The sequence below is a fragment of the Thermotoga sp. 2812B genome (assembly GCF_000789335.1).
In the GTDB taxonomy this organism is placed as follows: domain Bacteria; phylum Thermotogota; class Thermotogae; order Thermotogales; family Thermotogaceae; genus Thermotoga; species Thermotoga maritima.
Genome location: NZ_CP003408.1, coordinates 370,165 through 394,898 on the forward strand (window position 1 = coordinate 370,165; position 24,734 = coordinate 394,898).

21 protein-coding genes are annotated in these 24,734 nt (G+C 48.5%); 7 read left to right on the forward strand and 14 right to left on the reverse strand.

Annotated features, from left to right (window positions below; translation table 11 throughout):
- Nucleotide 1: 1 nt before the first annotated feature.
- Genes leuA through ilvB form a run of 6 tightly spaced genes read right to left on the reverse strand, consistent with a single transcriptional unit; the run spans nucleotide 2 to nucleotide 8,080 of the window.
- Entirely contained in the window at nucleotides 2–1,543 is a 1,542-nt protein-coding gene (gene leuA, locus T2812B_RS01940; RefSeq protein WP_008192284.1) for a 2-isopropylmalate synthase, read from the reverse strand.
- The gene (gene cimA / locus T2812B_RS01945; RefSeq protein WP_008192282.1) at nucleotides 1,530–3,146 is read right to left on the reverse strand and encodes a citramalate synthase; all 1,617 of its coding nucleotides are present in this window, start codon (nucleotides 3,144–3,146) and stop codon (nucleotides 1,530–1,532) included. Before cimA ends, leuA begins: the two co-directional genes overlap by 14 nt.
- 12 nt (nucleotides 3,147–3,158) lie before the next feature.
- Nucleotides 3,159–4,823: a dihydroxy-acid dehydratase gene (gene ilvD, locus T2812B_RS01950; protein WP_008192280.1), complete on the reverse strand. Its 1,665-nt coding sequence runs from the start codon at nucleotides 4,821–4,823 to the stop codon at nucleotides 3,159–3,161.
- Nucleotides 4,813–5,823: a ketol-acid reductoisomerase gene (gene ilvC, locus T2812B_RS01955; RefSeq protein ID WP_004081338.1), complete on the reverse strand. Its 1,011-nt coding sequence runs from the start codon at nucleotides 5,821–5,823 to the stop codon at nucleotides 4,813–4,815. The genes ilvD and ilvC overlap by 11 nt, the downstream gene beginning before the upstream one ends.
- Nucleotides 5,823–6,338, reverse strand: a complete 516-nt coding sequence (gene ilvN, locus T2812B_RS01960; protein ID WP_008192273.1) for an acetolactate synthase small subunit — start codon at nucleotides 6,336–6,338, stop codon at nucleotides 5,823–5,825. The genes ilvC and ilvN overlap by 1 nt, the downstream gene beginning before the upstream one ends.
- On the reverse strand, nucleotides 6,335–8,080 hold the full coding sequence (ilvB, locus tag T2812B_RS01965; RefSeq protein ID WP_008192271.1) for a biosynthetic-type acetolactate synthase large subunit: 1,746 nt from the start codon (nucleotides 8,078–8,080) through the stop codon (nucleotides 6,335–6,337). Before ilvB ends, ilvN begins: the two co-directional genes overlap by 4 nt.
- A gap of 228 nt (nucleotides 8,081–8,308) precedes the next feature.
- On the opposite strand from ilvB, the gene T2812B_RS01970 reads away from it, so the two are divergent.
- Genes T2812B_RS01970 through T2812B_RS01990 form a run of 5 tightly spaced genes read left to right on the forward strand, consistent with a single transcriptional unit; the run spans nucleotide 8,309 to nucleotide 14,325 of the window.
- Nucleotides 8,309–10,471 carry an aspartate kinase gene (locus tag T2812B_RS01970; protein ID WP_008192269.1) on the forward strand — a complete coding sequence of 721 codons (2,163 nt, stop codon included), beginning with the start codon at nucleotides 8,309–8,311 and terminating at the stop codon, nucleotides 10,469–10,471.
- A complete protein-coding gene (gene thrC / locus T2812B_RS01975) occupies nucleotides 10,471–11,517 on the forward strand; it encodes a threonine synthase (protein WP_038050711.1) in 1,047 nt (348 codons plus the stop codon). The genes T2812B_RS01970 and thrC overlap by 1 nt, the downstream gene beginning before the upstream one ends.
- On the forward strand, nucleotides 11,514–12,359 hold the full coding sequence (thrB, locus tag T2812B_RS01980; protein WP_008192265.1) for a homoserine kinase: 846 nt from the start codon (nucleotides 11,514–11,516) through the stop codon (nucleotides 12,357–12,359). The genes thrC and thrB overlap by 4 nt, the downstream gene beginning before the upstream one ends.
- Before the next feature lie 11 nt (nucleotides 12,360–12,370).
- A complete protein-coding gene (locus T2812B_RS01985) occupies nucleotides 12,371–13,105 on the forward strand; it encodes an ABC transporter ATP-binding protein (protein ID WP_008192263.1) in 735 nt (244 codons plus the stop codon).
- Entirely contained in the window at nucleotides 13,087–14,325 is a 1,239-nt protein-coding gene (locus T2812B_RS01990; protein WP_008192261.1) for an ABC transporter permease, read from the forward strand. Before T2812B_RS01985 ends, T2812B_RS01990 begins: the two co-directional genes overlap by 19 nt.
- On the opposite strand, the gene T2812B_RS01995 is transcribed toward T2812B_RS01990, so the two are convergent.
- The 3 genes from T2812B_RS01995 to T2812B_RS02005 are packed head-to-tail and all read right to left on the reverse strand — an operon-like array spanning nucleotide 14,317 to nucleotide 16,755.
- Nucleotides 14,317–15,447 (reverse strand): NADP-dependent malic enzyme, encoded by a 1,131-nt coding sequence (locus T2812B_RS01995; RefSeq protein ID WP_008192260.1) that lies wholly within the window; start codon nucleotides 15,445–15,447, stop codon nucleotides 14,317–14,319. The two genes, T2812B_RS01990 and T2812B_RS01995, sit on opposite strands and share 9 nt — an antisense overlap.
- Before the next feature lie 5 nt (nucleotides 15,448–15,452).
- A complete protein-coding gene (locus T2812B_RS02000) occupies nucleotides 15,453–15,947 on the reverse strand; it encodes a FumA C-terminus/TtdB family hydratase beta subunit (RefSeq protein WP_008192258.1) in 495 nt (164 codons plus the stop codon).
- Complete coding sequence (locus T2812B_RS02005; protein ID WP_008192256.1) at nucleotides 15,937–16,755, reverse strand: fumarate hydratase; 819 nt, start codon at nucleotides 16,753–16,755, stop codon at nucleotides 15,937–15,939. Before T2812B_RS02005 ends, T2812B_RS02000 begins: the two co-directional genes overlap by 11 nt.
- A gap of 45 nt (nucleotides 16,756–16,800) precedes the next feature.
- Between T2812B_RS02005 and T2812B_RS02010 the strand changes: the two genes are divergently transcribed.
- Nucleotides 16,801–18,069, forward strand: coding sequence for a TrpB-like pyridoxal phosphate-dependent enzyme (locus tag T2812B_RS02010; RefSeq protein ID WP_008192254.1), 1,269 nt, complete (start codon nucleotides 16,801–16,803; stop codon nucleotides 18,067–18,069).
- A 13-nt stretch (nucleotides 18,070–18,082) separates the two neighbouring features.
- Nucleotides 18,083–18,937: a cation diffusion facilitator family transporter gene (locus tag T2812B_RS02015; RefSeq protein WP_008192253.1), complete on the forward strand. Its 855-nt coding sequence runs from the start codon at nucleotides 18,083–18,085 to the stop codon at nucleotides 18,935–18,937.
- Here the strand turns inward: T2812B_RS02015 and T2812B_RS02020 are convergent.
- From T2812B_RS02020 to T2812B_RS02040, 5 genes are all read right to left on the reverse strand, one after another.
- The gene (locus T2812B_RS02020) at nucleotides 18,934–21,210 is read right to left on the reverse strand and encodes an ATP-binding protein (RefSeq protein ID WP_008192250.1); all 2,277 of its coding nucleotides are present in this window, start codon (nucleotides 21,208–21,210) and stop codon (nucleotides 18,934–18,936) included. The genes T2812B_RS02015 and T2812B_RS02020 overlap by 4 nt on opposite strands.
- Complete coding sequence (locus T2812B_RS02025; RefSeq protein WP_008192247.1) at nucleotides 21,207–21,791, reverse strand: hypothetical protein; 585 nt, start codon at nucleotides 21,789–21,791, stop codon at nucleotides 21,207–21,209. The genes T2812B_RS02020 and T2812B_RS02025 overlap by 4 nt, the downstream gene beginning before the upstream one ends.
- 183 nt (nucleotides 21,792–21,974) lie before the next feature.
- Nucleotides 21,975–22,592: a hypothetical protein gene (locus T2812B_RS02030; protein WP_008192245.1), complete on the reverse strand. Its 618-nt coding sequence runs from the start codon at nucleotides 22,590–22,592 to the stop codon at nucleotides 21,975–21,977.
- A 6-nt stretch (nucleotides 22,593–22,598) separates the two neighbouring features.
- The gene (locus tag T2812B_RS02035; protein ID WP_008192242.1) at nucleotides 22,599–23,180 is read right to left on the reverse strand and encodes a sigma-70 family RNA polymerase sigma factor; all 582 of its coding nucleotides are present in this window, start codon (nucleotides 23,178–23,180) and stop codon (nucleotides 22,599–22,601) included.
- 1 nt (nucleotide 23,181) lies between these two features.
- Nucleotides 23,182–24,732: an ABC transporter permease gene (locus T2812B_RS02040; protein ID WP_008192240.1), complete on the reverse strand. Its 1,551-nt coding sequence runs from the start codon at nucleotides 24,730–24,732 to the stop codon at nucleotides 23,182–23,184.
- Nucleotides 24,733–24,734 lie beyond the last annotated feature (2 nt).

The window sequence follows — 24,734 nt, forward strand, 5'->3', positions numbered from 1 at the left end:
CTCACTCAGCACCTCCGTTTTTTCTGAGAAGACCTTTGGCAATGAGGTACTTGTTTATCGCGTTTATGTAAGCTATCGCAGAGGCCTCCACTATGTCCGTGGAAACACCCCTGCCGCTGTAGAGTTCGCCGTCTATTCTCAACGTGAGTTTGACTTCTCCCTGCGCGTTCTTTCCTGTTCCAACCGCCTGAATTATGTACTCTTCGAGCTTCGGCTGTATACCGAGCGCTTTGTCTATGGCCTTAAAAATGGCATCCACCGGTCCGTTTCCTGCCTCTGCTGCTTCTCTCTTTTCGTTTCCAACCTGAAGCACGACCGCCGCGGTTGGAAGCAGTGTGTTCCCGGTGTGTACATGGAAGTGAACGAGTTTGTAACCGTTGATGGGTTCCCTCAAAACTTCAGAGACGATCGAGAAAAGATCATCGTCGTAAACCTCTTTCTTTCTGTCGGCGAGTTCTGTGAATTTCTCGAACACTTTCTGGAAAGTCTCTTCGTCGAGTTTTATACCGTACGTCTCCAGTTTCTTCCTGAGGGCGTGTTTTCCAGAGTGTCTTCCAAGCACAAGCGTCTCGGAAGACCTGCCGATATCTGAAGGTTTCATGATCTCATAGGTTTCTCTGTGTTTCAGCACACCGTCCTGGTGTATTCCCGACTCGTGAAGGAACACGTTCTCTCCCACTATGGGTTTGTTTCTGGACGGGATGAGCCCCGTTATGTGTGTGAGGAGCCTGGAAGCGGGGTATATGAGCTCCGTCTTTATACCCGTCTCGTAGGGAAGTTTGTCTTTCCTCACCTTGAGGATCATCACGAACTCTTCCAGGGCGCAGTTTCCTGCCCTTTCCCCGATGCCGTTCAGAGTCACCTCGACCTGTGTGGCTCCGTTTTGAACGGCAGCGAGGGAGTTCGCCACGGCGAGTCCGAGATCGTTGTGACAGTGTACAGAGAGATCGACGTTTTCTATACCGGGCACACCCTCCCTCAGAGTCTTTATGAGTTCTCCAAACTCGTCGGGAAGGGCGTACCCCACCGTGTCCGGAACGTTGATCGTAGTGGCTCCGGCTTCGATTGCCGTCTTATAAGCCTCTATCAGGAAGGGGACCTCCGTTCTCGAAGCGTCTTCCGCCGAGAACTCCACGAGATCGAAGAACTGTTTGGCGTAACCGACGTATCTTCTGATCCTCTCGAGGATTTCTTCTTTTTCCATTCTCAGCTTGTACTTTCTGTGAATCGGAGAAGTCGCTATGAAAACGTGTATCATACGTTTGTCCTTTGGTCGATCTTTGAGAGCCTCGTATGCCGCTTCTATGTCTTTCTCAACGCACCTTGCGAGTCCCACCACTATAGGTTTCTGAACGGCGCTCGCAACTCTTTTCACAGCCTCGAACTGCACGGGAGATGAAACGGGAAACCCGGCTTCGATGAGATCGACGCCGAGATCCTCCAACATGAGCGCCATTTCTACTTTTTCTTCAATCGACATCGAAGCTCCCGGGGATTGCTCTCCGTCTCTCAACGTTGTATCGAAGATCTTAATTCTCCTCATCGTTTCTCATCTCCTCTTCATCCTTGTGGAGCTTGTACTCTAAGGATTCGAGAAGAGCGGTCCAGGAAGCCTCTATGATGTTCGGTGAGACGCCCACAGTTCCCCACCTTCTCTTTCCATCGCTGGACTCTATGAGAACCCGTGTTGTCGCTTTGGTGCCCGCCTGCTCGTTCAGGATTCTCACCTTGTAGTCCGTGAGTTTCGTGTCTTTCAAAGATGGATAGAATTTCTCGAGGGCTTTTCTCACCGCTCTGTCGAGGGCTTCTACCGGTCCTTCTCCTTCCGCTGCTGTGTGTTCAAAGGGTTCGTCGTGTCCCAGTCTCTTCGCAACTTCGTCCGGGACTCTGACTTTCACGGTTGCTTCGGAGAAACTCTCCTCATCCCTGTTCTTTATGGTCATCACGGTGAAGCCGAGAAACTCAAAGTACTTCTTTCTTTTCCCGAGCATATCCCTGACGAGAAGTTCGAAAGATGCCTCCGCACCTTCGAAGTGGTATCCCTGCGCTTCCAATTCCTTGATCTTTTTGAGGATCTCCCTGACCTTGGGCGATGACTCATCTATTTCGAACCCCATCTCTTTTATCTTCTCCATCACGTTGCTCTTGCCGGAAAGTTCTGAGATGGATATGATCCTTCTGTTCCCCACGAGTTCCGGATCGATGTGTTCGTAAGTCCTTGGATCGCGTTTTATGGCAGAAACATGAACTCCTCCCTTGTGAGCGAAGGCGTAATCACCCACATAGGGCATGTTCTCGATGTGGGGTCTTCCGGAGAGTTCTGCAACGAGGTGTGCCACATCGAAGAGTTTCTTCAGATTTTCCTTTGGTATAACCTCAAGACCCATCTTGAGGACGAGATTCGGAATCACCGAACAGAGATTCGCGTTTCCACATCTCTCTCCAAGGCCGTTTATGGTCCCCTGAACGTGCACGGCTCCCTTTCTCACAGCCACGAGTGTATTCGCCACCGCCACATCCGAATCGTTGTGAGCGTGTATTCCGAGCGGAGTTTTCACGTGCTTTTTCACATCCTCGATGATCTCCTCGATCTCGTGGGGAAGCGTTCCACCATTCGTGTCGGCGAGAACGAGACAATCAGCCCCCGCTTCTTCAGCCACCTTCAGAGTTTTGAGGGCGTACTCTCTGTTCGCCTTGTACCCATCGAAGAAGTGTTCCGCGTCGTATATCACCTCATCGGCGAATCTTTTGAGATATGAAACTGTGTCGTATATCATCTTCAGATTCTCTTCGAGTGTCGTTCGCAAGGCTTTTTCCACGTGAAGATCCCAGCTCTTTCCAAAGATCGTGTAAACAGGTGTTTCCGCTTTTATGAGGGTTTGAATGTTCGTGTCTTCTTCTATTTTCACGCCGGGCCTTCTTGTGGAACTGAAGGCCGCCACTTTCAGGTTCTTGAAGTTCATACCTTTTACAGCTTCAAAAAACGCTATATCCTTCGGGTTGGAGCCAGGCCAGCCCCCTTCAAGATAGTGAACACCGAGGTCATCGAGTGCCTCGGCAATTCTGATCTTATCTTCGAGTGAGAAAGAAACTCCAAAGGCCTGCGCACCGTCCCTGAGCGTCGTATCGTAGACCTTTATACTCAAAAGACCACCTCCTCAGGGCTTCCTGAAGGTTGCCCCCTTGCTTGCCGACTGTACGAAGAACGCGTACCTTCTCAGGTAATCGCTGTCCACTTCCTTCACCAGAGGCGTGAACTCTTTCATTCTTCTTTCGAACTCTTCGTCTGAGATCAAGAGATTCAGGGTTCTCTTTTCAAAATCTATCTCGATGAGGTCCCCGTCTTGCACGATACCTATAGGACCTCCTTCTGCTGCTTCTGGAGAAACGTGCCCTATCACGGCACCGTGCGATCCACCCGAGAACCTGCCGTCTGTGATGAGAGCCACGTCCTCCGCAAGGCCCATCCCCACGATGGCGGAGGTGGGTGAGAGCATCTCTCTCATCCCGGGACCGCCCTTCGGCCCTTCGTAGCGGATCACAACCACATCTCCTTTTTTGATCTTTCCAGAGAGAATGGCTTTTGTCGCCTCTTCTCCGTCTTCAAAGACGACGGCCGGGCCAACGTGGTGCATCATCTTCTCGGGAACACCGGAGAGTTTGGCAACCGCTCCTTCCGGAGCGAGGTTCCCGAAGAGGATACCGAGCCCGCCCTCTTTGTGGTACGGATTATCGAAGGGCCTGATCACATCTTCATTCAGGATCTTAGCTTCTCTGACGAGATCCCCTATCTTTTTCAGATAGATGGTCATGGCGTCTTCCTTCAAAAGACCATTTTCCTGGAGACGTTTCATCACAGCGTAGATACCACCGGCGTCGTCGAGATCCTGGATGTGGTACGGACCAACGGGAGAGATGTTGCAGATGTGAGGAATCTTCCTGCTGAGTTCGTCAAAGAGCTTTATATCGAAATCTATTCCAAAACTCTCGGCTATCGCTTTCAAATGCAGAACTGTGTTCGTGGATCCTCCCGTTGCGAGGTCCACCATGACAGCGTTCATGAGAGAGTCCAGAGTGACGATATCCCTTGGTTTTATATCTCTTTTCACGAGTTCTACAACGAGCATTCCCGCTTCTTTCGCCATTCTCAGCCTCTTCGCGTGGACAGCCGGTACGGTCCCATTCCCCCTCGGTGCGATTCCGAGAGCTTCCGCAAGAGAATTCATCGTGTTCGCGGTGAACAATCCAGCACACGAACCGGCACCGGGACACGCGAGGTCTTCTATCGCTTTGAGCGTTTCTTCATCGACTTTTCCCACTTTGTATCCACCAACCGCTTCGAAAACGGTTATGAGATCGATGTCTCTGCCGTTGTAGCGACCTGCGAGCATGGGACCGCCGGATATCAGAACGGACGGGATGTTCAATCTTCCCATGGCCATCATCATGCCGGGTGTGATCTTGTCACAGTTGGGAACGAAGACCAAACCATCGAATGGAAACCCGCTTGCAACGATCTCTATGGAGTCCGCTATGAGTTCCCTCGAAGGCAAGGAAAACTTCATTCCCTTGTGATCCATGGCTATTCCGTCACAGATCCCGATCGTTGGAAAGACGAAGGGAACTCCCCCGGCCATTCTCACACCGGCTTTCACCGCTTCGACGACCTTGTCAAGGTGGACATGGCCGGGAATGATCTCGTTCCACGAGGACACTATGCCGATGAAAGGTCTTCGCATTTCGTCGTCCGTTATTCCGAGTGCCTTCAAAAGTGATCTATGAGGAGCCCTTTCGAGGCCCTTTTTTATCACATCACTCCTCATCGACGTTCCTCTCCTTGAGCCATGGCATCATTTTTCTGAGTTCTTTTCCCACTTTTTCTATGAGATGTTCGGATTCTTTCTTTCTCATGGTGTAGAAGTAGGGTCTTCCCGCCTGATTCTCGAGTATCCAGTCTTTAGCGAACTTTCCTGTCTGAATGTCCTTGAGCATCTGCTTCATGTTCTCTCTCACTTCTTTTGTAACGATCTTTTCCTGACTGATGTAGTCACCGTACTCTGCGGTGTTGCTGACGGAGTATCTCATGAAGGAAAGTCCACCTTCGTAGATGAGGTCGACGATGAGCTTGAGCTCGTTGAGACACTCGAAGTAGGCAATTTCCGGTTGATAACCCGCATCCACGAGAGTTTCAAAACCGGCTTTTATGAGAGCCGTTACTCCACCGCAGAGGACCGCCTGCTCCCCAAACAGATCCGTTTCCGTCTCTTCCTTGAAGGTCGTCTCTATCACACCAGCCCTCGTCACGCCGATACCTTTGGCGTAGGCGAGTGCTATATCTTTGGCCTTACCGGTGTAGTCCTGATAGACCGCTACGAGAGCCGGCACACCCCTTCCTTCGACATATTCTCTTCTCACGATGTGGCCAGGGCTCTTTGGAGCGATCATCGTCACATCCACGTTCTTTGGAGGAATGATCTGATGATAGTGGATGTTGAACCCGTGGGCAAACATCAGCATCTTACCCTCGGTGAGGTGTTTTTCTATGTACTTTTTGTAGATCTCCGGCTGGTGTTCATCGGGAATGAGTATCATGATGATGTCGGCCTCTTTTGCCGCTTCTTCTATCGTTTTCACGGTGAGACCCTGTTCCTCCGCCTTCTTCCAACTCTTGCTTCCTTCCCTCAATCCAACCACAACGTTGAGACCGCTGTCTTTCAGATTCAACGCGTGCGCATGCCCCTGACTCCCGTACCCTATGATAGCGATCTTTTTGTCCTTGATCAGATTGAGATCCGCGTCCTTGTCGTAATAAATCACTGCCATCAGAATCCCTCCCCTTCTTTTACGTTCCACCTGTTCATGGCTACGATACCTGTTCTCGCTATTTCCTCCACCTGCTTCTGAGGAAGAAGATTTATGAAAGCCTCCACTTTGCTTCTCGCACCGGTGATTTCTATGATCGCGCCTTCTCTGGAAACATCGATGATCTTACCCCTGAATATCTCGACGAGCTGGAAGATCTCCTGTTTGTCCTCATCGAACTTCACCTTGATCAGAGCCATTTCTCTTTCCACGCGATTCTCTGGAAATGGATCGATGGGAGTTACCTTCACAACCTCCACGAGTTTGTAGGCCTGTTTTTCTATCTGTTCTATCGTTTTGTCGTCGCCCTTCACCATTATCACAAGCCTCGAAAGGCCCGGAGTTTCCGATTCTCCAACAGTGATACTGCTGATGTTGAACCCCCTTCTGGCGAACAGGTTCGCCACCTTCCTCATCACACCGGGTTTATTGTGAACGAGCATGGACACAAGATGCTCTCGAATCTGGTCCGTCATCTTTCATCACCTCTCCTGCTCTCTTCGATGACTTTCAGAACTCTTTCCACGAAGGTTTCGTCGTATGGAGCTTCAACGAGCGGTGTTCCCACGTCTCCTCCCGGCGGTACCATTGGAAGAACGTTCTCGGCGGGATCAACGACGGCGTGAATGAGCATCGGCTCTTTGGATTTTGCGAGTTTCTCGATCGCTTCATCGACCTGATCGGGCTTTTCTATTCTCATTGCTTTTATACCAACAGCTTCCGCTATCTTCGCGAAATCCGGGTTGTCAGACAGAATGGTGGCAGAGTATCTGCAGTTGAAAAAGAGCTGCTGCCACTGTCTCACCATTCCCAGCGCTTTGTTGTCCATCACGATGATCTTCACAGGAAGGTTGTACCTTTTTATCGTCATGAGCTCCTGTATGTTCATCTGGAAACCGCCGTCTCCGGCAAAGACTACAACCTCCTTGTCTGGGGCTCCTATCTTGGCTCCTATTCCAGCGGGAAGGGCGTATCCCATCGTTCCGAGTCCTCCGGAACACAGGAAAGACCTCTGGTGTTTGAACTTGTAGAACTGAGCAACCCACATCTGGTTCTGCCCCACATCCGCAACGACCACCGTGTCGTCTGGAAAGACCTCGTTCACCTTTTCCACAACGTACTGGGGTTTTATGAGCTTCCCATCCCTCTTGTAGGTGAGCGGGTACTTTTTCTTTATCTCCTGGAGCTCTTCGATCCAGTCCGAGAAGTCCGTCTCGATTTCGTACTTCAGGAATTCCTCAAGGACACTCTTCAGATCGCCGACTATGGGCACGTCTACCCGAACGTTCTTTCCGATTTCGGCGGGATCTATATCAACATGGACTATTCTGGCGTTCTTCGCGAATGTCCTGGGATTTCCGAGGATTCTGTCGCTGAATCTCACACCGAGGGCGATGATGAGATCTGCGTTGGCCACGGCGTAGTTCCCATAGTAAGTACCGTGCATTCCGATTCCTTCGTAGTAAAGCTTCTCGTCGGAAGGATTCACACCGCGTCCCATGAGCGTGCTGACAGCGGGAACCTTGAATTTGTCGATGAACTGATTCACAAGATCCATGGCACCGGAAAGATTCGCTCCACCACCCACGATGACAACGGGGCGCTTCGATTCTTTCAAGAGTTCAACCGCCTTCTTTATCTGTTTGGGATGGCCTTTCACCGTGGGTTTGTATCCTGGAATTTCCACTTCATCAGGATAGTTGAATTCCCCCTCGGCAGTTTGTATATCCTTTGGGAAGTCCAGAAGGACAGGTCCCGGCCTTCCCGTTGTGGCAACGTAGAACATTTCTTTTATCGCGTAAGGAAGTTCTTCTATACTCGTAACGAGGTGGTTGTGCTTGGTGATGGGCATGGTGATTCCCGTGACATCCACTTCCTGAAAGGCGTCTGTTCCTATGAAAGAGGTGGGAACCTGACCGGTGATCACCACGATCGGAATCGAATCCATGTAGGCGGTGGCTATGCCTGTGACCGTGTTCGTGGCACCTGGCCCGGAAGTGACGATGACCACTCCGGGCTTTCCCGTGACCCTCGCGTAACCGTCTGCCGCGTGTGTGGCTCCCTGTTCGTGTCTGAAAAGATAGAAGTTTATCTTATCTTCGTAATTGCAGAGCTCGTCGTATACGTTGATGATGGCACCACCAGGGATACCGAAAATCGTATCGACTCCCTCTTTCAGAAGGGCTTCGAATAACATCTTTGAACCTTTCATCTTCACGTGAACCACTCCTCTCGGAGATTGAATGATTATACCGGACCTGGAATAATAAATAAATCACGGGGGGTTTTTAGGAATGGTATATCACTCACTTTAAAATGTCAAGTTGTTGAATCGAATTTTTTGTTAGAAGTAGCATTTTTATCATGAAAATGTAAAATTTAGGATAAGATGAGAACATATCGATCCTTTAAAATGTTCACAAACTCTTCCCAAGGAGTGAGAAAAGTGCGGGTAGGAATCGCAGGGCTTGGAACTGTGGGTGGCAGTATATACCGCATACTGAAAGAAAGAGGAAATGAAATAGAAAAAAGGATCGGTGAAAAGTTCATCATTTCGAAGGTGATAAATCGCTCTCCTCAAAAGTACGAACTGCTTGGTGTTCCGAAAGAGGAGATAGCTTTCGATTTCGATGACCTCATTTTGAACAGCGATGTGGTTGTAGAAGCGATAGGTGGAACGGATGTGGCGGTCGATCTTGTGCGACGTGCCTTGGAGCTGGGGCGAATCGTTGTAACTCCGAACAAGAATCTCATCTCCGAGTACGGCAACGAGTTCCTGGAGTACATAAAGAAACGAAAGCTTTTCTTCGAGGCATCTGTGGGTGGGGGTATTCCCATCATATCTCTCCTTCAGGATTACCTGATCTTTCAGAAAGTCACCAGGATACGCGGAATAATGAACGGAACGACGAACTACATCCTCACGGAGATGAGCAAGGGAAGACATTTCGAAGAAGTTCTGAAAGAAGCACAGGAACTTGGCTATGCTGAAGCTGATCCCACAAACGACATCGAAGGTTACGACGTGGCGTACAAGGTCTCCGTCTTAGCTGGTGTGGTAACGGGAAGGTTTCCGGGCATAAACAGCGTGCAGTTCGAGGGCATAACCAGAATAGATCCGGAGTATCTAAAAGAGATCGTTCGCTCCGGAAAAAAGCTGAAGCTGATCGGGGAACTCGATTTTTCAACAAACAGATACGAGGTACGTTTGAGAGAAGTGACACCAGAGGATCCGTTCTTCAACGTGGATGGTGTAGACAACGCGATAGAAGTTTCAACTGATCTCGCTGGAGATTTCCTACTGAAAGGAAGGGGAGCGGGTGGATATCCCACCGCCAGCGCCGTGATAGCGGATCTTTTCAGAGTGGCGAAATACAAGGTGCTCGGCGGTGCCGAGAAGTTCTCGGTTGTGGTGATGAAGTTCGGTGGAGCCGCTATCTCCGATGTGGAAAAACTCGAGAAAGTGGCCGAGAAAATCATAAAGAGAAAGAAGAGCGGTGTGAAGCCCGTTGTCGTGCTTTCCGCCATGGGAGACACCACAGATCACCTGATAGAACTCGCAAAGACGATAGATGAAAACCCCGACCCGAGAGAACTGGATCTTCTCCTCTCGACGGGAGAAATACAGAGTGTGGCTCTCATGAGCATCGCACTCAGAAAGAGAGGCTACAAAGCGATCTCTTTCACTGGAAATCAGCTGAAGATCATAACCGACAAGCGTTACGGATCAGCGAGGATCATCGACATCAACACGGATATCATTTCGAGGTATCTGAAGCAGGATTTCATACCCGTTGTCGCCGGGTTTCAGGGTATAACCGAAACGGGGGATATCACCACACTTGGGAGGGGTGGCTCAGATCTCACAGCGATCGCTCTCGCTTACTCACTGGGAGCGGATTTGTGTGAGCTCTACAAAGACGTGGACGGGGTGTACACGGCGGATCCCAGGATCGTAAAAGACGCGCGGGTGATAAAAGAGCTCTCCTGGGAAGAGATGATCGAGCTCTCGAGACACGGTGCCCAGGTGCTGCAGGCGAGAGCGGCGGAATTCGCGAGAAAGTATGGTGTCAAGGTTCTCATAAAGAACGCACACAAAGAAACTCGTGGAACCCTTATATGGGAGGGGACAAAAGTGGAGAATCCAATCGTCAGGGCGGTTACCTTTGAAGACGGTATGGCGAAGGTTGTTCTGAAGGATGTACCGGACAAACCCGGTGTCGCAGCACGGATTATGAGAACTCTCTCTCAGATGGGAGTGAACATCGACATGATCATACAGGGAATGAAGAGCGGGGAGTACAACACCGTGGCGTTCATCGTTCCGGAGTCCCAGCTCGGAAAACTCGACATCGATCTCCTGAAAACAAGAAGCGAAGCAAAAGAAATCATCATTGAAAAAGGACTCGCAAAGGTCTCCATCGTAGGGGTGAACCTCACCTCAACACCCGAGATCTCCGCTACTCTCTTTGAAACACTGGCGAACGAAGGGATCAACATCGATATGATCAGTGCATCGAGCAGCAGGATTTCTGTGATCATAGACGGAAAATACGTGGAGGATGCCGTGAAGGCGATACACAGCAGATTCGAACTGGACAGGGAGTGATGAAATTGGGCATACTCGAAAAGTACAGAAGATTTCTTCCCGTAACGGACAAAACTCCCATGCTCTCTTTGAATGAAGGAAACACTCCTCTCATACCCCTCGTGAACATGAGCAGGGAACTCGGAATAAACATCTACGTGAAGTACGAAGGATCCAATCCGACGGGGTCCTTCAAAGATAGAGGAATGGTCGTTGCCGTCGCAAAGGCACTGGAAGAAGGCTCGAAAGCCATCATGTGCGCTTCAACGGGGAACACCTCCGCATCCGCTGCCGCGTACGCCGCAAGGGCAGGAATAAAGGCGATCGTTCTGATACCAGAAGGGAAGATCGCACTCGGAAAGCTGGCTCAGGCGATGATATACGGCGCCGTGGTGCTTCAGGTGAGAGGGAATTTCGACAAGTGTCTGGAACTGGTCAAGGAGATCACATCCAAATATCCCATCACACTCGTGAACAGTATCAATCCCTACAGACTCGAAGGTCAGAAAACGGCCGCTTTTGAGATAGTCGACGAGCTCGGAGATGCACCGGACTACCACTTCATCCCCGTGGGAAACGCGGGCAACATCTCCGCTTACTGGATGGGATACAAGGAGTATTATCAGCATGGGTTCTCCACCAAACTGCCGAAGATGATGGGATTCCAGGCGGAAGGGGCCGCCCCCATAGTTCGCGGTCATCCCATAGAAAACCCGGAGACGGTCGCCACTGCAATAAGGATCGGTAACCCCGCGAACTGGGAAAAAGCGGTCCGGGCACGCGATGAATCGGGTGGAGACATCGACATGGTGAGCGACGAAGAAATACTGCGCGCACAGAGACTCTTGGCTCAGAAAGAAGGGATCTTCTGTGAGCCCGCATCCGCTGCATCGATAGCGGGACTTTTGAAGAAGCACAAACAGGGAATCTTCAGGGGTGGAGAGATCGTTGTGTGTACCCTCACAGGGAACGGTTTGAAGGATCCGAACATCGTCATCTCACAGCTTGAACCCCCAAGGATCATAGAAGGAAGAGTAGAAGAGATTCTGGAGGTACTCGACATATGAAGGTCCTGGTACCGGCCACAACGACCAATCTCGGAGCGGGATTCGACGTCTTTGGACTCGCGCTGGATCTTTTCAACGAAGTGGAGTTTTCTTTCGATACAAAAGAGACAACCATAGAAAGTACTGGAAAATACGCTTCGGATTTGAAGGACCACAATCTGTTTTTCGAAGTCTTCAGGTTCTTTGAGAGAAAAACCGGGTACAGAGTTCCGCCAGTCAGGATCAAGCAGACATGCAACATCCCTGTATCGAGCGGTCTTGGATCGAGCGCCGCTGTGATCGTCGCGGCACTCCACATTGCGAACGAAGGAACGGGCAGAAATCTTTCACGGGAAGATCTCATGAAACTCGCTGTGGAGCTGGAAGGACACCCTGACAACGTTGTACCCGCTTTCACAGGGGGGCTTGTGGTCTGTTATCAAAACGGAAGTCATCTTGATTTTGAAAAGTTCGAGATCGATCTTTCTCTCACATTTCTTGTTCCGAATTTTCCAGTATGTACAAACGAGATGAGAAAGATCCTTCCGGAGAAGGTCCCTTTCGAAGATGCGGTCTTCAACATAAAGAATTCATGCCAGTTCCTTGCAAAGATCGCAGCTGGAAAGATCAAAGAGGCTCTGAAATACGTGGGAGATCGACTTCACCAGAACTACAGAATAAACGGCAACAGGAAGATGAAAGAGTTTGTGGAAGCCATCTTATCAAAAAATCCCGAGTACTGGTTTGTAAGCGGATCCGGTCCTTCTGTTTGTTCCAATATAAATGACTTTGAAGGGATTCCCTATCTCAAGGACGTTCTGAAGCTGAGGGTGAACAACAGGGGGATGATAGTTTCAGAATAGGGGGTGTATCGATGGGGGCAGTGGTTGTAAAGGATCTGAAAAGAAAGATTGGAAAGAAAGAGATCCTGAAAGGAATTTCTTTTGAGATCGAAGAAGGAGAGATCTTTGGTCTCATAGGACCGAACGGTGCGGGAAAGACCACCACACTCAGGATCATCTCCACGCTGATCAAGCCTTCCTCCGGAATTGTCACCGTATTCGGAAAGAACGTTGTCGAGGAACCACACGAAGTGAGAAAGTTGATCAGCTACCTTCCCGAAGAAGCGGGTGCCTACAGAAACATGCGGGGAATCGAATACCTGAGATTCGTCGCGGGTTTCTACGCTTCCAGCTCAAGCGAGATAGAAGAGATGGTCGAACGGGCAACAGAGATCGCCGGTCTCGGTGAAAAGATAAAAGACAGAATCTCAACCTACAGCAAAGGTATGGTGAGAAAACTCCTCATAGCGAGGGCTTTGATGGTGAATCCTCGCCTCGCCGTCCTCGACGAACCCACCTCCGGCCTCGATGTCCTCAACGCAAGAGAAGTGAGAAAGATATTGAAACGGGCATCTCAGGAAGGTCTCACCATACTGGTCTCTTCTCACAACATGCTCGAAGTGGAATTCCTCTGTGATCGAATAGCGCTGATTCACAACGGAATGATCGTGGAAACAGGAACCGTTGAAGAACTCAAGGAAAAGTACAAAGCACAGAACATCGAAGAGGTCTTCGAGGAGGTGGTGAAATGTTCGGAAGACTCCTGAAAAAAGAGATAAAAGAGCTTCTCAATCTGGGGACGATCGTTTCTGTCGTTGTGGTGGCTGTTCTGTACGGTTCGCTGGGTAATGTGTTCAAAAGCACCGTAGAGAAATCCACTGTTGGTCAGAAGGTGGCGATTGTGAGGGAAGACACAGGAACGATCGCCGAACTCGCAGAAAAAGCACTCAGCAATATGGTGGATATTGTGTACGCAGGAAATGATCTGAAAGAAGCTGAAGAAGCTGTGAAGAAGGAAAAGGCTTCTGCGATCATTGTGATACCCAAAAGTTTTTCTCAAAGCTTGGAATCAGGTGAAAAAGCGCGGCTGGAAATTGTGTGGTACCTGAGGGGAACCGGCCTGTCAGAAGCGGTCTCCACAGGTATGATCTCATCCCTGATCGAATCTCTCAAGGTGCAGCTTGCTGCATTCTTACTGAACGATCCGAAAAAAGCCCAGCTTCTGTTCGATCCACTCGAGATCGTTCAACACACCTACTTGAGGGGCAAACTCTTCGAAAATCACTCACCAGAAGCGATAATGAACGTCTTCTACTCCCAAAACATAATGATTCCCATTCTCATCATGATGCTGATAATCATGTCGGGATCTTCCCTCATCTCTTCACTCGCGATGGAGAAAGAGAACAAGACCCTCGAGACACTCCTCACGATGCCCGTGAAGAGAGAACACATCGCACTCGCAAAGATCGTGGGAAGTGCGATCGTTGGTTTGATCCTTGCGGGAATATACATGGCAGGTTTTTACAGCTACCTGAATTCTCTGACGCAGGATGTTCAGGGAATGGGGTTGAACTTTAAGACCGTGGATTTCCTGCTAATAGGATCGAGTCTCTTTCTTTCCATCCTGGCTGGCCTTTCTCTCTGTATGCTACTCGGTATGATGGCAAAAGACTACAGAAGCGCTCAGCTTCTCACATTTCCCATTTCGATACTCGCACTGGTTCCGATGATAGCGAACATGATAATGGATTTTTCGAACCTTCCAGGAGTTCTCAAAGTGATCGTTTTCCTGATTCCTTTCTCCCATCCCATAATGTCTCCAAAGCTGGCTTTCTATGGAGACTACGGTCTCATTGTTTCAGGAATTCTGTACCTTCTCATCTTTTCGATTGTCACCACAGTTTTTGTGTTCCGAATATTCAACTCAGATTACGTTGTTCTCGGGTGGCAAAGAGAGAAAAGGCTGAAATTCTTCTCACGCTGAATCTCTGACAGCGGTATAGACATTCAGATGAACCTTCATGTCGAAGGCCTCTGGTATGATACGCTCTGGTTCTGGTTCACACGAGCGAGCGATGGCTTCCACGGCGGAGAAAAGCATGTTCTTTGTGATCTTCGATCTTTTCTCCACAGCTCCTTTCATAATGCCGGGGAAAGCGAGGAGGTTGTTCACCTGGTTTGGATGATCTGACCTTCCCGTTGCAACGATGAAGGCACCCGCTTCCCTTGCGAGTTCTGGATCTATCTCGGGAACAGGATTTGCGAGGGCGAATACCACAGGTTTTCTGTTCATCTTCCTTATCCACTCTGGTTTGAGGATGTTCCCCCTCGAAACACCTATGAAGAAATCAGCCCCTTCCAGAGCCGTTTCAAGATCGCCCGATAGTCCTTCTGGATTGGTGGTACGTGCGATTTCGAGGTGGTACTCGTTCAAACAGGTCTCCGGATTCTTTTCGTTGAGGATACCTTTTCTGTCGACAGCTACAACGTTTTTTACACCAAGATTGAGTAGAAATTTCACGATGTTGTAGCCAGCGGCTCCTATGCCGTTCACAACCACCTTTACTTCTTCGATCTTTTTCCCCGTGAGTTTCAGCGCGTTGAGAAAAGCCGCGGACACCACAACGGCGGTCCCCTGCTGGTCGTCGTGGAAAACAGGTATGTTCATCTCTTCCGAGAGACGCTGAAGGATTCGGAAACACTTTGGCGCTCCTATGTCCTCGAGATTTATGCCGCCAAAGCTCGGCTCCAGACTCTTCACAATAGAGATTATTTTTTCCTCCTCGGATTCGGAAAGACAGATGGGAAAGGCGTCGAGATCGGCGAAAGCCTTGAAAAGAAAGGCTTTTCCCTCCATCACTGGAAGAGCACCGTAAGGCCCTATGTCACCGAGTCCCAGAACGGCGCTTCCGTCCGAAACAACGGCAACTGTGTTCCATCTTGAGGTGTAAACGTAGGTCTTTTCTGGATCCTCAGCGCAGATTTTGGCAACGTCCGCGACACCGGGTGTGTAGAGCAGAGATAGCGTCTCCCTATCAACTTTCTCAACAGGAAGGGCAGTTCTTATCTTTCCCTTCAGAAATCTGTGTATCTCGAGCGCATCCACATCTCTCACTCCTTGAAAATCGTGTTCCCACTGCTGTCGATCGCCACAATGAGAGGAAAATCCTCCACTTCTATCTCGTAGATCGCTTCGGGACCGAGGTCTTCAAAGGCCAAAACTCTCGACTTTTTCACCCTCTTCGAGAGGGCGGCGGCCGTGCCGCTTGGGGTAACGAAATAAACCCTCTTCCACTTCTTACAGGCCTCTATCGCCTTTTTTGAACGCTTTCCCTTCCCTATCGTTGCGATGGCTCCCAATTTGAAAAGCATCTCCAGGTAGTCGTCCATTCGAGCACTCGTGGTGGGTCCTATGGCACCCACGGGCTTTCCAGACGGCGTTTTGGCGGGGCCCGCGTAAAAGACAATTTGACCCCTGAGATCCACCGGTGGTTTTTCTCCTCTATCAACGATTTCTTTCAAGCGTCTTTGAGCCTGATCTCTCATCACGATGAGCTTACCGGAGTAACGAATTTCCTGACCGGCTTTCAGATCTTCAATCCTCAAAAGTCACTTTCCCCCTTCTGCAGAGGTAGCAATCCACCGAGACGGCAACCGGTAGGGTGGCGATATGGGTCGGAAAATGTTCTATGTGAACAGAGTAAACGGTGATACCCTTTCCGAGACCTTGAAAGCCTATTCCGAGAAAGTTGAGTTCCTTTTCAAGTTCCTTTTCGAGCCCTGCGTACTTTGGATCTTTGTTTCTCTCTTTGAAGCTCTTCGTAAGCGCTAACTTCGAGAGGAGAAGGGCCTTATCGGCTGTTCCTCCGATTCCGATACCCACGTGAAGCGGCGGGCAGGCCTTTGCTCCGTGTTCTTTGATGTGCTCGATAACGAATTCTTTGACTTTCTCCACATCCGAGGTGGGAGTCATCATACGAAGAACCGTGAGATTTTCACTGCCCCCACCTTTCACCAGAAATCTGATCTCAAGGGATTTCCCCTTCACCTGGAAGATGTGGACGATTGCGGGAGTGTTCGTTCCAGTGTTGATTCTCTCAAAGAGCGGATCGGAGACGACCGAATAACGAAAAGGATACTCGCTGTACACCTCTCCAACGGCTCTGTTCAGAGTTTCCTCGATGGGTTCTTCCAGTTTTACCTCGTGACCCATGAAAACGAAGAATTCCACTATCCCTGTGTCCTGACAGAGTGGAAGTTTTTCCTCTTTGGAAACGCGGTAGTTTTCCTTTATTATATCTGAAAAGGGACCTTCGTACCGCTCGATGATTTCCTCTACCTCTGGATTGATCTTTATGTTGGCTTCAACGATAGCCTTCTTGATCTTTTCGGAAATAACATGTTTGTTTATCAAAGCTCTTCACCTCAAGAGAGATTATATCACTGAAGGAGGGGGAATATGAGAATTGTTGTGAATTTGAAACCTGAGGAAATTCCAAAGCACTGGTACAACGTACTCGCAGATCTTCCGTTCAAACTCGATCCGCCGCTGGACCCCGAAACGAAACAACCCATTTCACCCGAGAAGCTCTCTGTTATCTTCCCCATGAGTCTGATCGAACAGGAGGTCTCAGAAGAGCGGTTCATCGAAATACCCGAGCCCGTTCTGAAAGAATACGCCGTTTACAGACCCACTCCCCTCATCAGAGCCACTTTCTTAGAAGAGTACCTCCAGACTCCGGCGAGGATCTACTACAAGTACGAAGGAGTGAGCCCCACTGGAAGCCACAAGCCGAACACGGCCATCGCCCAGGCCTACTACAACAAGATAGAAGGAGTCAAAAGACTCGTCACAGAAACGGGAGCGGGACAATGGGGCAGCGCTCTCTCGTACGCCGGTGCCAAGTTCGGATTGGAAGTAAAAGTGTTCATGGTGAAGGTCAGCTACCAGCAAAAGCCGATGAGAAAATACATGATGAACCTCTTCGGAGGAAAGGTAACTCCAAGTCCCAGTGAAGAAACGAATTTCGGAAGAAAGATCCTGAGTGAAGATCCAGACAATCCAGGTAGTCTTGGCATCGCCATAAGTGAGGCACTGGAAGTGGCCGTGTCTGATCCGAACACGAAGTACTCCCTCGGAAGCGTATTGAACCATGTTCTGCTCCACCAGACGGTTATAGGCCTCGAGATCAAGAAACAGCTCGAACTCATAGGTGAAAAACCAGACATCTTACTGGGATGTCACGGAGGAGGATCGAATTTTGGAGGAACGATACTTCCCTTCGTTCCAGACAAACTTTCCGAAAGGGATATCAGGTTCGTTGCCTGCGAGCCCGCCGCGTGTCCATCCCTGACAAAAGGGAATTACGATTACGACTTCGGTGACACCGCAGGACTCACACCTCTGCTGAAAATGTACACCCTTGGAAAGGACTTCATTCCTCCGAAGATACACGCGGGAGGTCTCAGATACCACGGCTCCGCTCCGATAATCGCAAGACTCGTGAAAGAAGGACTCGTGGAGGCACAGGCTTTCGATCAGGACGAGACGTTCGAGGCAGCGAAGATCTTCGCAAAGCTCGAAGGGATAATTCCCGCCCCGGAATCCGCTCACGCCATCGCAGGAGCCATAAGGGAAGCAAAGAAAGCGAAAGAAGAAGGAAAAGAACGTGTGATAGTATTCACTCTGAGCGGCCACGGTCTGCTCGATCTTACAGCGTACGTGTGAGGAGGAAAAACACGTGAAGAAGAAACTGCTGTTCTCCATATGGCTGAACGCCATCATAACACTCTCTGAAGTGGTCGGTGGCTTGATATCCGGGAGTCTCGCCCTTCTGGGCGACTCCCTTCATAATTTTTCCGATACCATGAGTCTTCTTGGAAGCTTCATCGCGATGAAGATCAGCGAGAAACCGAAGAACAAAAAGTACACCTTCGGCTACAGAAGAAGCGAAATCATTGTGGCTTTCTTGAACTCTGTATCCATCTTCATTGTTTCAACACTCGTTGTCATCGAAGCGGTGAAAAGATTGTTGAGTCCCGCCACCGTTCACACGTCGGTGCTTCTCCTCGTCTCCTCGATAGGTCTCGCTGCCAACTTCTTTTCTGTCATCCTTCTTCACACCCACAGCAAAGAAAGTATGAACGTTCGATCTGCGTACCTGCATCTCATCGCGGATACACTGTCCTCGATCCTTGTGGTTCTTGGAGCCGTTTTCATGAGGGTCTGGAAAATATACTGGCTCGACCCGATTCTCGCCTTCGTTATAGCCTTATACATGTTCAAAGAAGCCTATGAGATAGTGAAGGAGTCTCTTGAAATTCTCATGGAAGCCTCACCGAACCTGGACTTTGAGAAAATAAAGGAGGAAATTGAAAAAATAGAAGGTGTGAGGAACGCCCACCATTTTCACGCCTGGAGAGTGGGAGAGAAAGAAATCCACTTCGAGTGTCACGTTGAAGTGGACAACATGGAGCTGAAGGACGCCCAGAAGATCATAGACGAAATAGAAAAAAGATTGAAAAAATACGGGATAACCCACACCACCGTTCAGCTCGAATGTGAAAGGTGCAGCAAAGAGATGATCTGCAGTTAGAGTTTCAAAACGGGTTCTTCTTTCAAAAGCCTCCTGTCGCTGGTGAATAGTACAACCTGTCTGGTCTTGGACACCTCTTTCAGTTCCTGCCAGAGTAGGTCTATCTTCTCATCGTCCAGATCGACAAAAGTGTTGTCCACAACAAGGGGACTCTCAATCTCCAGAACACGACTTATGAACCTCTTCATCTGAAAACTCAGGAGTTTCAAAGCGGAGGTGTTCAACACATCGACAACCTTTTTTTCTTCGGGAACGTTGATCGTCACCATCAGATCCGGAGAAACCTTGAAAACCTGATTTTCTTTGAAGAACCTTCTGTAAACATCCGTCAACTCTACTGCCAGATCCCTTGTGTAACCCCTCAACAGTTCCTCGTGTTCTTTTTTGATCCGATCCTTAAACTCGGGAATGTAACCAATGGCCCGCTCAAGAATCTCGAGTTCAACCTTCTTCCTGAAGAGAGCTTTCAGAACATCGAAAGGTTCTTCGAGAGGTGAAACCACGAGTTTCTCCAGTTCACTTTCTATCTGTTCCACTTCTCTTTTGAGTTCTTCTATTATCGCGTTTGATCTGCTCGATTCTATCTCTTCTTTTTCTTTCATGAAGTTAGCGATTTCTTTTTCCAGTGAATCTCTGGTTTTCCTCAGATTTGCACGTCTTTCCAGAAGGTCTCTCAACACCTTCAATTCATCTTCGCTGTCGACTCCTATTTCCTTCAGCGTGTTTTTCAGTACTTCTTCCTGCTCTCTGGAGTACTCCTGCAGTTCTTCCAGATTCTTTTTCTTGGCAGATAGAGAAGCCTCAACGGAGCTTTTCAAAATCAGAAGTTCTCTCATCTGTTCTTCCACGTTTTCAACCGCCTTTCGTGGTTCACTTCCGTACTTCGAAAGAAACGGTATTCTTTCGAAGACCTTCTTCACGATCTGATCCCTCAAAAATTTTTCGAGTTCTTCGATGTTATCAACACCTGCGGTTTCCTTCAGCTTGCTCACGATCTGGTTCTTTCTCTCGATCAACGACCTCTTTTGCGTCGAAAGATTCATGAGCTCACTTTCAAGTTCAAACAATTTCCTTCTCAACCTGTAATAGTTCCACATGGAAACCACGGAGGCACCTGTTCCTGCCAGTGTCAGATAGAAGAACAGGTATCCCGACTTGAGAAAGGCAAAGATGATGGAAACCAGTGCAAAGGTCAGGAAAACGGCAACAAAAATCCTGAAAATAGAAAGTGTTTTGTCGAAGCGCTTCATGTCGTCACCTGTATTTTCGATCTTTGCCTGAGTTTCTTCGAGTTTTTCATCTATTTCCCTGAGAGGCTCTCTGAGATGACCTATTATCTCGTTCAGCTTTGCTTTCTGTTCGTTTTCCACCAATTCTATCTGTAACTTCATGTTCTCCAACTTGAGTTTCAGTTCTTCAAGACTGCTGACGGAGAAGTCTTTCATGATCGTCTTCAGTCTTTCTTCCGTATCTTTCGATTTTTCCTCGAGTGATTCTATCTCTCTTTTCAGTTCTTCACCGCGCTCTCTCAAATAATCCAGTTTCTGGGCAAGCTCGATCGCTTCACGAACTTTTTCCTCAGGAACCGCTGTTTCCCTTTCGATCTCCTCGAGTTCTTTTTCAACACGGAGAAGCTCCGCTTTCATCTCATTGATTCTGGCTTCGATAGAAGACAATCTCTCAGACTTTTCACTCTCGAATCTATCGATCTCTTCCTCCAGAAGTCTTCTCTTCTCCTGAAGATCCCGCGAAAGCTCTTTCTTTCTCTTCAAAACCAGAAGGAGCGATCGTCTTTTTTCTTTCCAGGCCTCAACTCTCTCTTTCAGGTTTGAGATCTCAGCCTCCAGTTCTTTCGTCTTCTTCATCAAGACAGAGAAATCCTCGTTCAATATCCTTTCAAGTTCCACTGCTTCGGGTCTGTTTCTGTAGCTTTCCATAAGGAAGGAAGCGACCTTTTTCGAACCGTTGAGGGTGTTGTCCACTCCCTCCGATATGAAAGAAGTGAAGGAAAACAGTTCGGGATCCAGTCTTCCCTGACCGAATTCCACCCTTCCCTCACTCGTCTCGAGATATCCCCCAAACCTGTTCGAAAACCATGGCCTGTAGTTCTCAAGTTCGGGAAGCTCTCCCGTGAGGCAGTATCTTATAAAATTCGCAAGGGTGGTTTTTCCAGCTGCGTTCCCTCCGAAGATGATGTTCAACCCGCTTTTCAGGGGGAAAGAAAAATTCTCGAATTTTCCAAACCCTTCAACGTGTACACGCTCTATTTTCATGTTTCATCCCCCGTTTCGATTTCTTCCAGCAGCAATGCATCAAGCTTTGGCCGGTTTTTCTTTTTCAAGATTTTACCAACGAACTTTACGCTTCTTCTGTTCTTTATTCTCTCAACTTCCCTATCCCAGAAGATCCCTTTCAAAAGGGTAAAAGATTCCTCGGGAACTTCCATCAATTCGTCGAAAACGCTTATTTCTTCGAGCTTCACTCTGAAACTTGAAAGATCTATTCTTTCGAATCTTTCACCATCGTACACGAGGCATTCACATTTTTCAGAGAGGGGAGAAGACGTGAACTCAGGGTAGGAAAAATCCAGCCTTCGTTCAACAGAAACATCGAGATAATCCACGATCTCATCCAGAACAATCGAATTCTGAGGAATATAGTCCTTTATGAATTTTTCAGCGATGATAGGATCCACCTCTTCTGAAAAGAGGTTTATAAACACAAACACTCCTTCAAATGTCCTCAAGACGTGGTTCAAAAGTTCAAGTTTTGCGCTGTCCAGTTCTTTCCGAAAAAACAACCAGCCCCCCGGGTAGTCGAAAAACCTCAAACCTTTGATCAAAATGTACTTCATTTCACCCCTCCTTTTTCAAGGGTTTTTCAAGAAAATTTAAGGCGTTCTTTTTGATCGTTTCAAGAGGATGTTACGGAGATCGGTTAAATTCTAACTTGCGTGTCCCTCATCCCCCCGATCCCCCCTGACCCGATGAAGACAAGACACAAAGTATGGGAGGGACGAAAGTCCCTCCTTGTGTTTTTATTTAGGTATGTAAAGCTTCAAATCACGCTCGATGTTGTCTATTCTGGTCTGCTGCACCTGAACGATCTTCGTGGGATGGTAGGTTGTACCAACCCCGAAAACGAGCAGGAACACCCTGTTTGGAATCCCCACTATTAAGGTGGCGTCTCGTGGTATTACAATATCGTATTCTGTGGAGATCTTCGGTTTTTTGTAGTAGAAGAACCTGTAAGGTGAAAGACCTGGCTTCACATCCCTTGAAAAGAGTACTTCATTTCCGTCCTTGACGGTGATCCACACGGGATCGTTCCCTATGACAAAGATCCTCATGTATCCAGTCGTGGGATCGTCTTCGATCTCAGAAAATATCCTTTCAAAATCCACGCTGGCTTTTTCAAAGTATTCGTACGCAGTTATATAGCGACTGATAATGGAATTGGGTTTCAGAAGTTCCTCTACCACCTTCAGTCGTTCCTCGTAACTCTTCAGTGTAGATTGAAACTGTTTTTCCACTTCGTCCATCCTGGCTTCAAGCTTCTTCAAAAAATAGAAATTGAAAACAGACAGCACGAAGAAGAGTAAAATAGCGATGACTATCAAAGAAGCGAAAAACGTTACGAGACTGTCTTTTTTCATCTTCGATCACCCTAATCCAGAAATCATTCTCTTCACCTTCTGAACTGTGTTATCAACTTTCTTTGTGTTCACACCGAGCTCTTTCGCTATCTCGCTGTATGAGTATCCATCCAACCATTTGAGAAAGATCTCTTTTTCTTTTTCATTCAATAGTTCAAGGACTGTTTCTAAAATTATGCCAGAAAATGCGCTTCTGGCAACGTCGGTCTCGCTATCGGGCACTTCAAAAGGTGCGTCATCTTCCTCCTTTTCCATGCCATCCACGTTCACAGCGTCTGAGAGCATTCTGTTCTTCTTTCTGTTCAGATAAGTGAGAAAGGACTTTATCTCGGAGTCAACACTCCTCCACGCAAAAGACGTGAAAGAGCTCTTGGTTCTATCGTAGTAGAAAATCGCCTTTATCAATCCTACAAGGCCATTTTGAACTATATCTTCGTGTTCGGCCCAGCTCGCAAAATACTGAGAAGCGATCTTAACAACCATAGGGTAATACTTCTCAACGATGAGGTCGATGGCTTCTTTGAATCCTGCCTGCGCGTACTCAACGAGTTCTTCAACCCTCTTACTCCTCAGTCTGTATTTCAGCATTCTATCCGAGAGACCTCGGATCCAGAGCGTCTCTCAACGCGTCACCAACGAAGTTGAAAGAAAGCACGGTAATGAAGATGAAGATACCGGGTATGAGAAGCCAGGGATACTTCGTCATGTAGGTGACGTTCTGAGCTTGTGCGAGCATGAGCCCCCAGCTGGCACTCGGTTCCCTGATACCGAGTCCGAGAAAACTCAAGCTCGCTTCACCGAGGATGTAGCCGGGTATCGCAAGGGTCGCGGCAACGATGAGGTAGCTTGCCGTGTTGGGCAGAACGTGCCTGAAGAGAATTCTCGTGTCAGGAAAACCAAGTGCCCTCGCAGCTTCTACGAATTCACGCTGTTTTATTGAAAGAACCATTCCCCTTATAACCCTGGCTCTTCCCGCCCAGCCGATGAAAGAGAGAATGAACACAAGGAGTACATACACCTGTGTGGATGGGATATCGAGTGGTAAAAGAGATCTCAAAAGGATGAGCAGGTAGAAACCCGGCAGCGACATGATGATCTCTGAGAATCTCATCATGAATTCGTCCACGATGCCTCCATAGTAGCCGGAAATACCACCGAAGACGAGCGAAAGGGCGAACGTGATGAACATTCCGATGAAACCTATGGAAAGTGAGATCCTGGAAGCGAACACTATTCTGCTCCACACATCCCTTCCATACTGGTCCGCTCCCATGATGTAAAGTCTCACGTACTCGTTGTTATCGTAGTTGTCCACTCCAAAGAGATGATAGTGGAACGGAAAGATCCAGAAGAGGTACCCTATACGGTTCTTCGCGTCTCCACCCCAGGATTTGACAAACCACTTCACCGGATAAGTTTTGTAGTCGTAGTCGATCACCTTTCCTGTGATCATCTCAATGTCTTCGCCTTTTTTCACGAGGATCATGTTGAGCTTCTCTTTTATGACGACCTTTTCGATCTCATCAGGGGAATTCAGGCCAAGTCTGAAACCGTATTTCCCAAAGTACGTGTCTTTCGCAGCTTCGGAAGAGGTTTCTATTTCCGCCTCTCCTTCCGCCAGAACTTTTTCGTCGTATCCGAATAGAAGGTAATCTACCACTTTCGTTGTTGAACCGGCGTATTTCATGGTGCCGTCCTTTGGAACGATGTAATACTCTTCGTCCAGCATGAAAGAGAATCCCGTTACACCGTCTTTTCCGATTTCGTACTCAACCTGTGTTCCGAAGACATCGAGAACGAGCCTTTTCGGAAAGAGCATTTCGTAAAATTTTCTCTCGAAAGTTGCTTTGTCCACGTAACTTATCGTAGGAAGCACGTAAGCTCCCACTCGTTCTCCCTTGTACTCCCTGTGTATCTTCGTGGGAGGAGCGAAGGAATGCTTGAGAGACTGTTCATAGGGATGGTGCGGGGAGAGAAAATCCGCAAACAAAGCCATGAGATAGAGGACGATCAGGACGTACAGTCCGAACATTCCGAGTTTGTTTCTTTTGAAGGCTCTCCAGACGAGTTCTCTTCTGGAAAGGACTTTTTCCTTAAACTCTATTTCTCCATTCTCTATCATTGTCTTTTCCTCAGCCATTG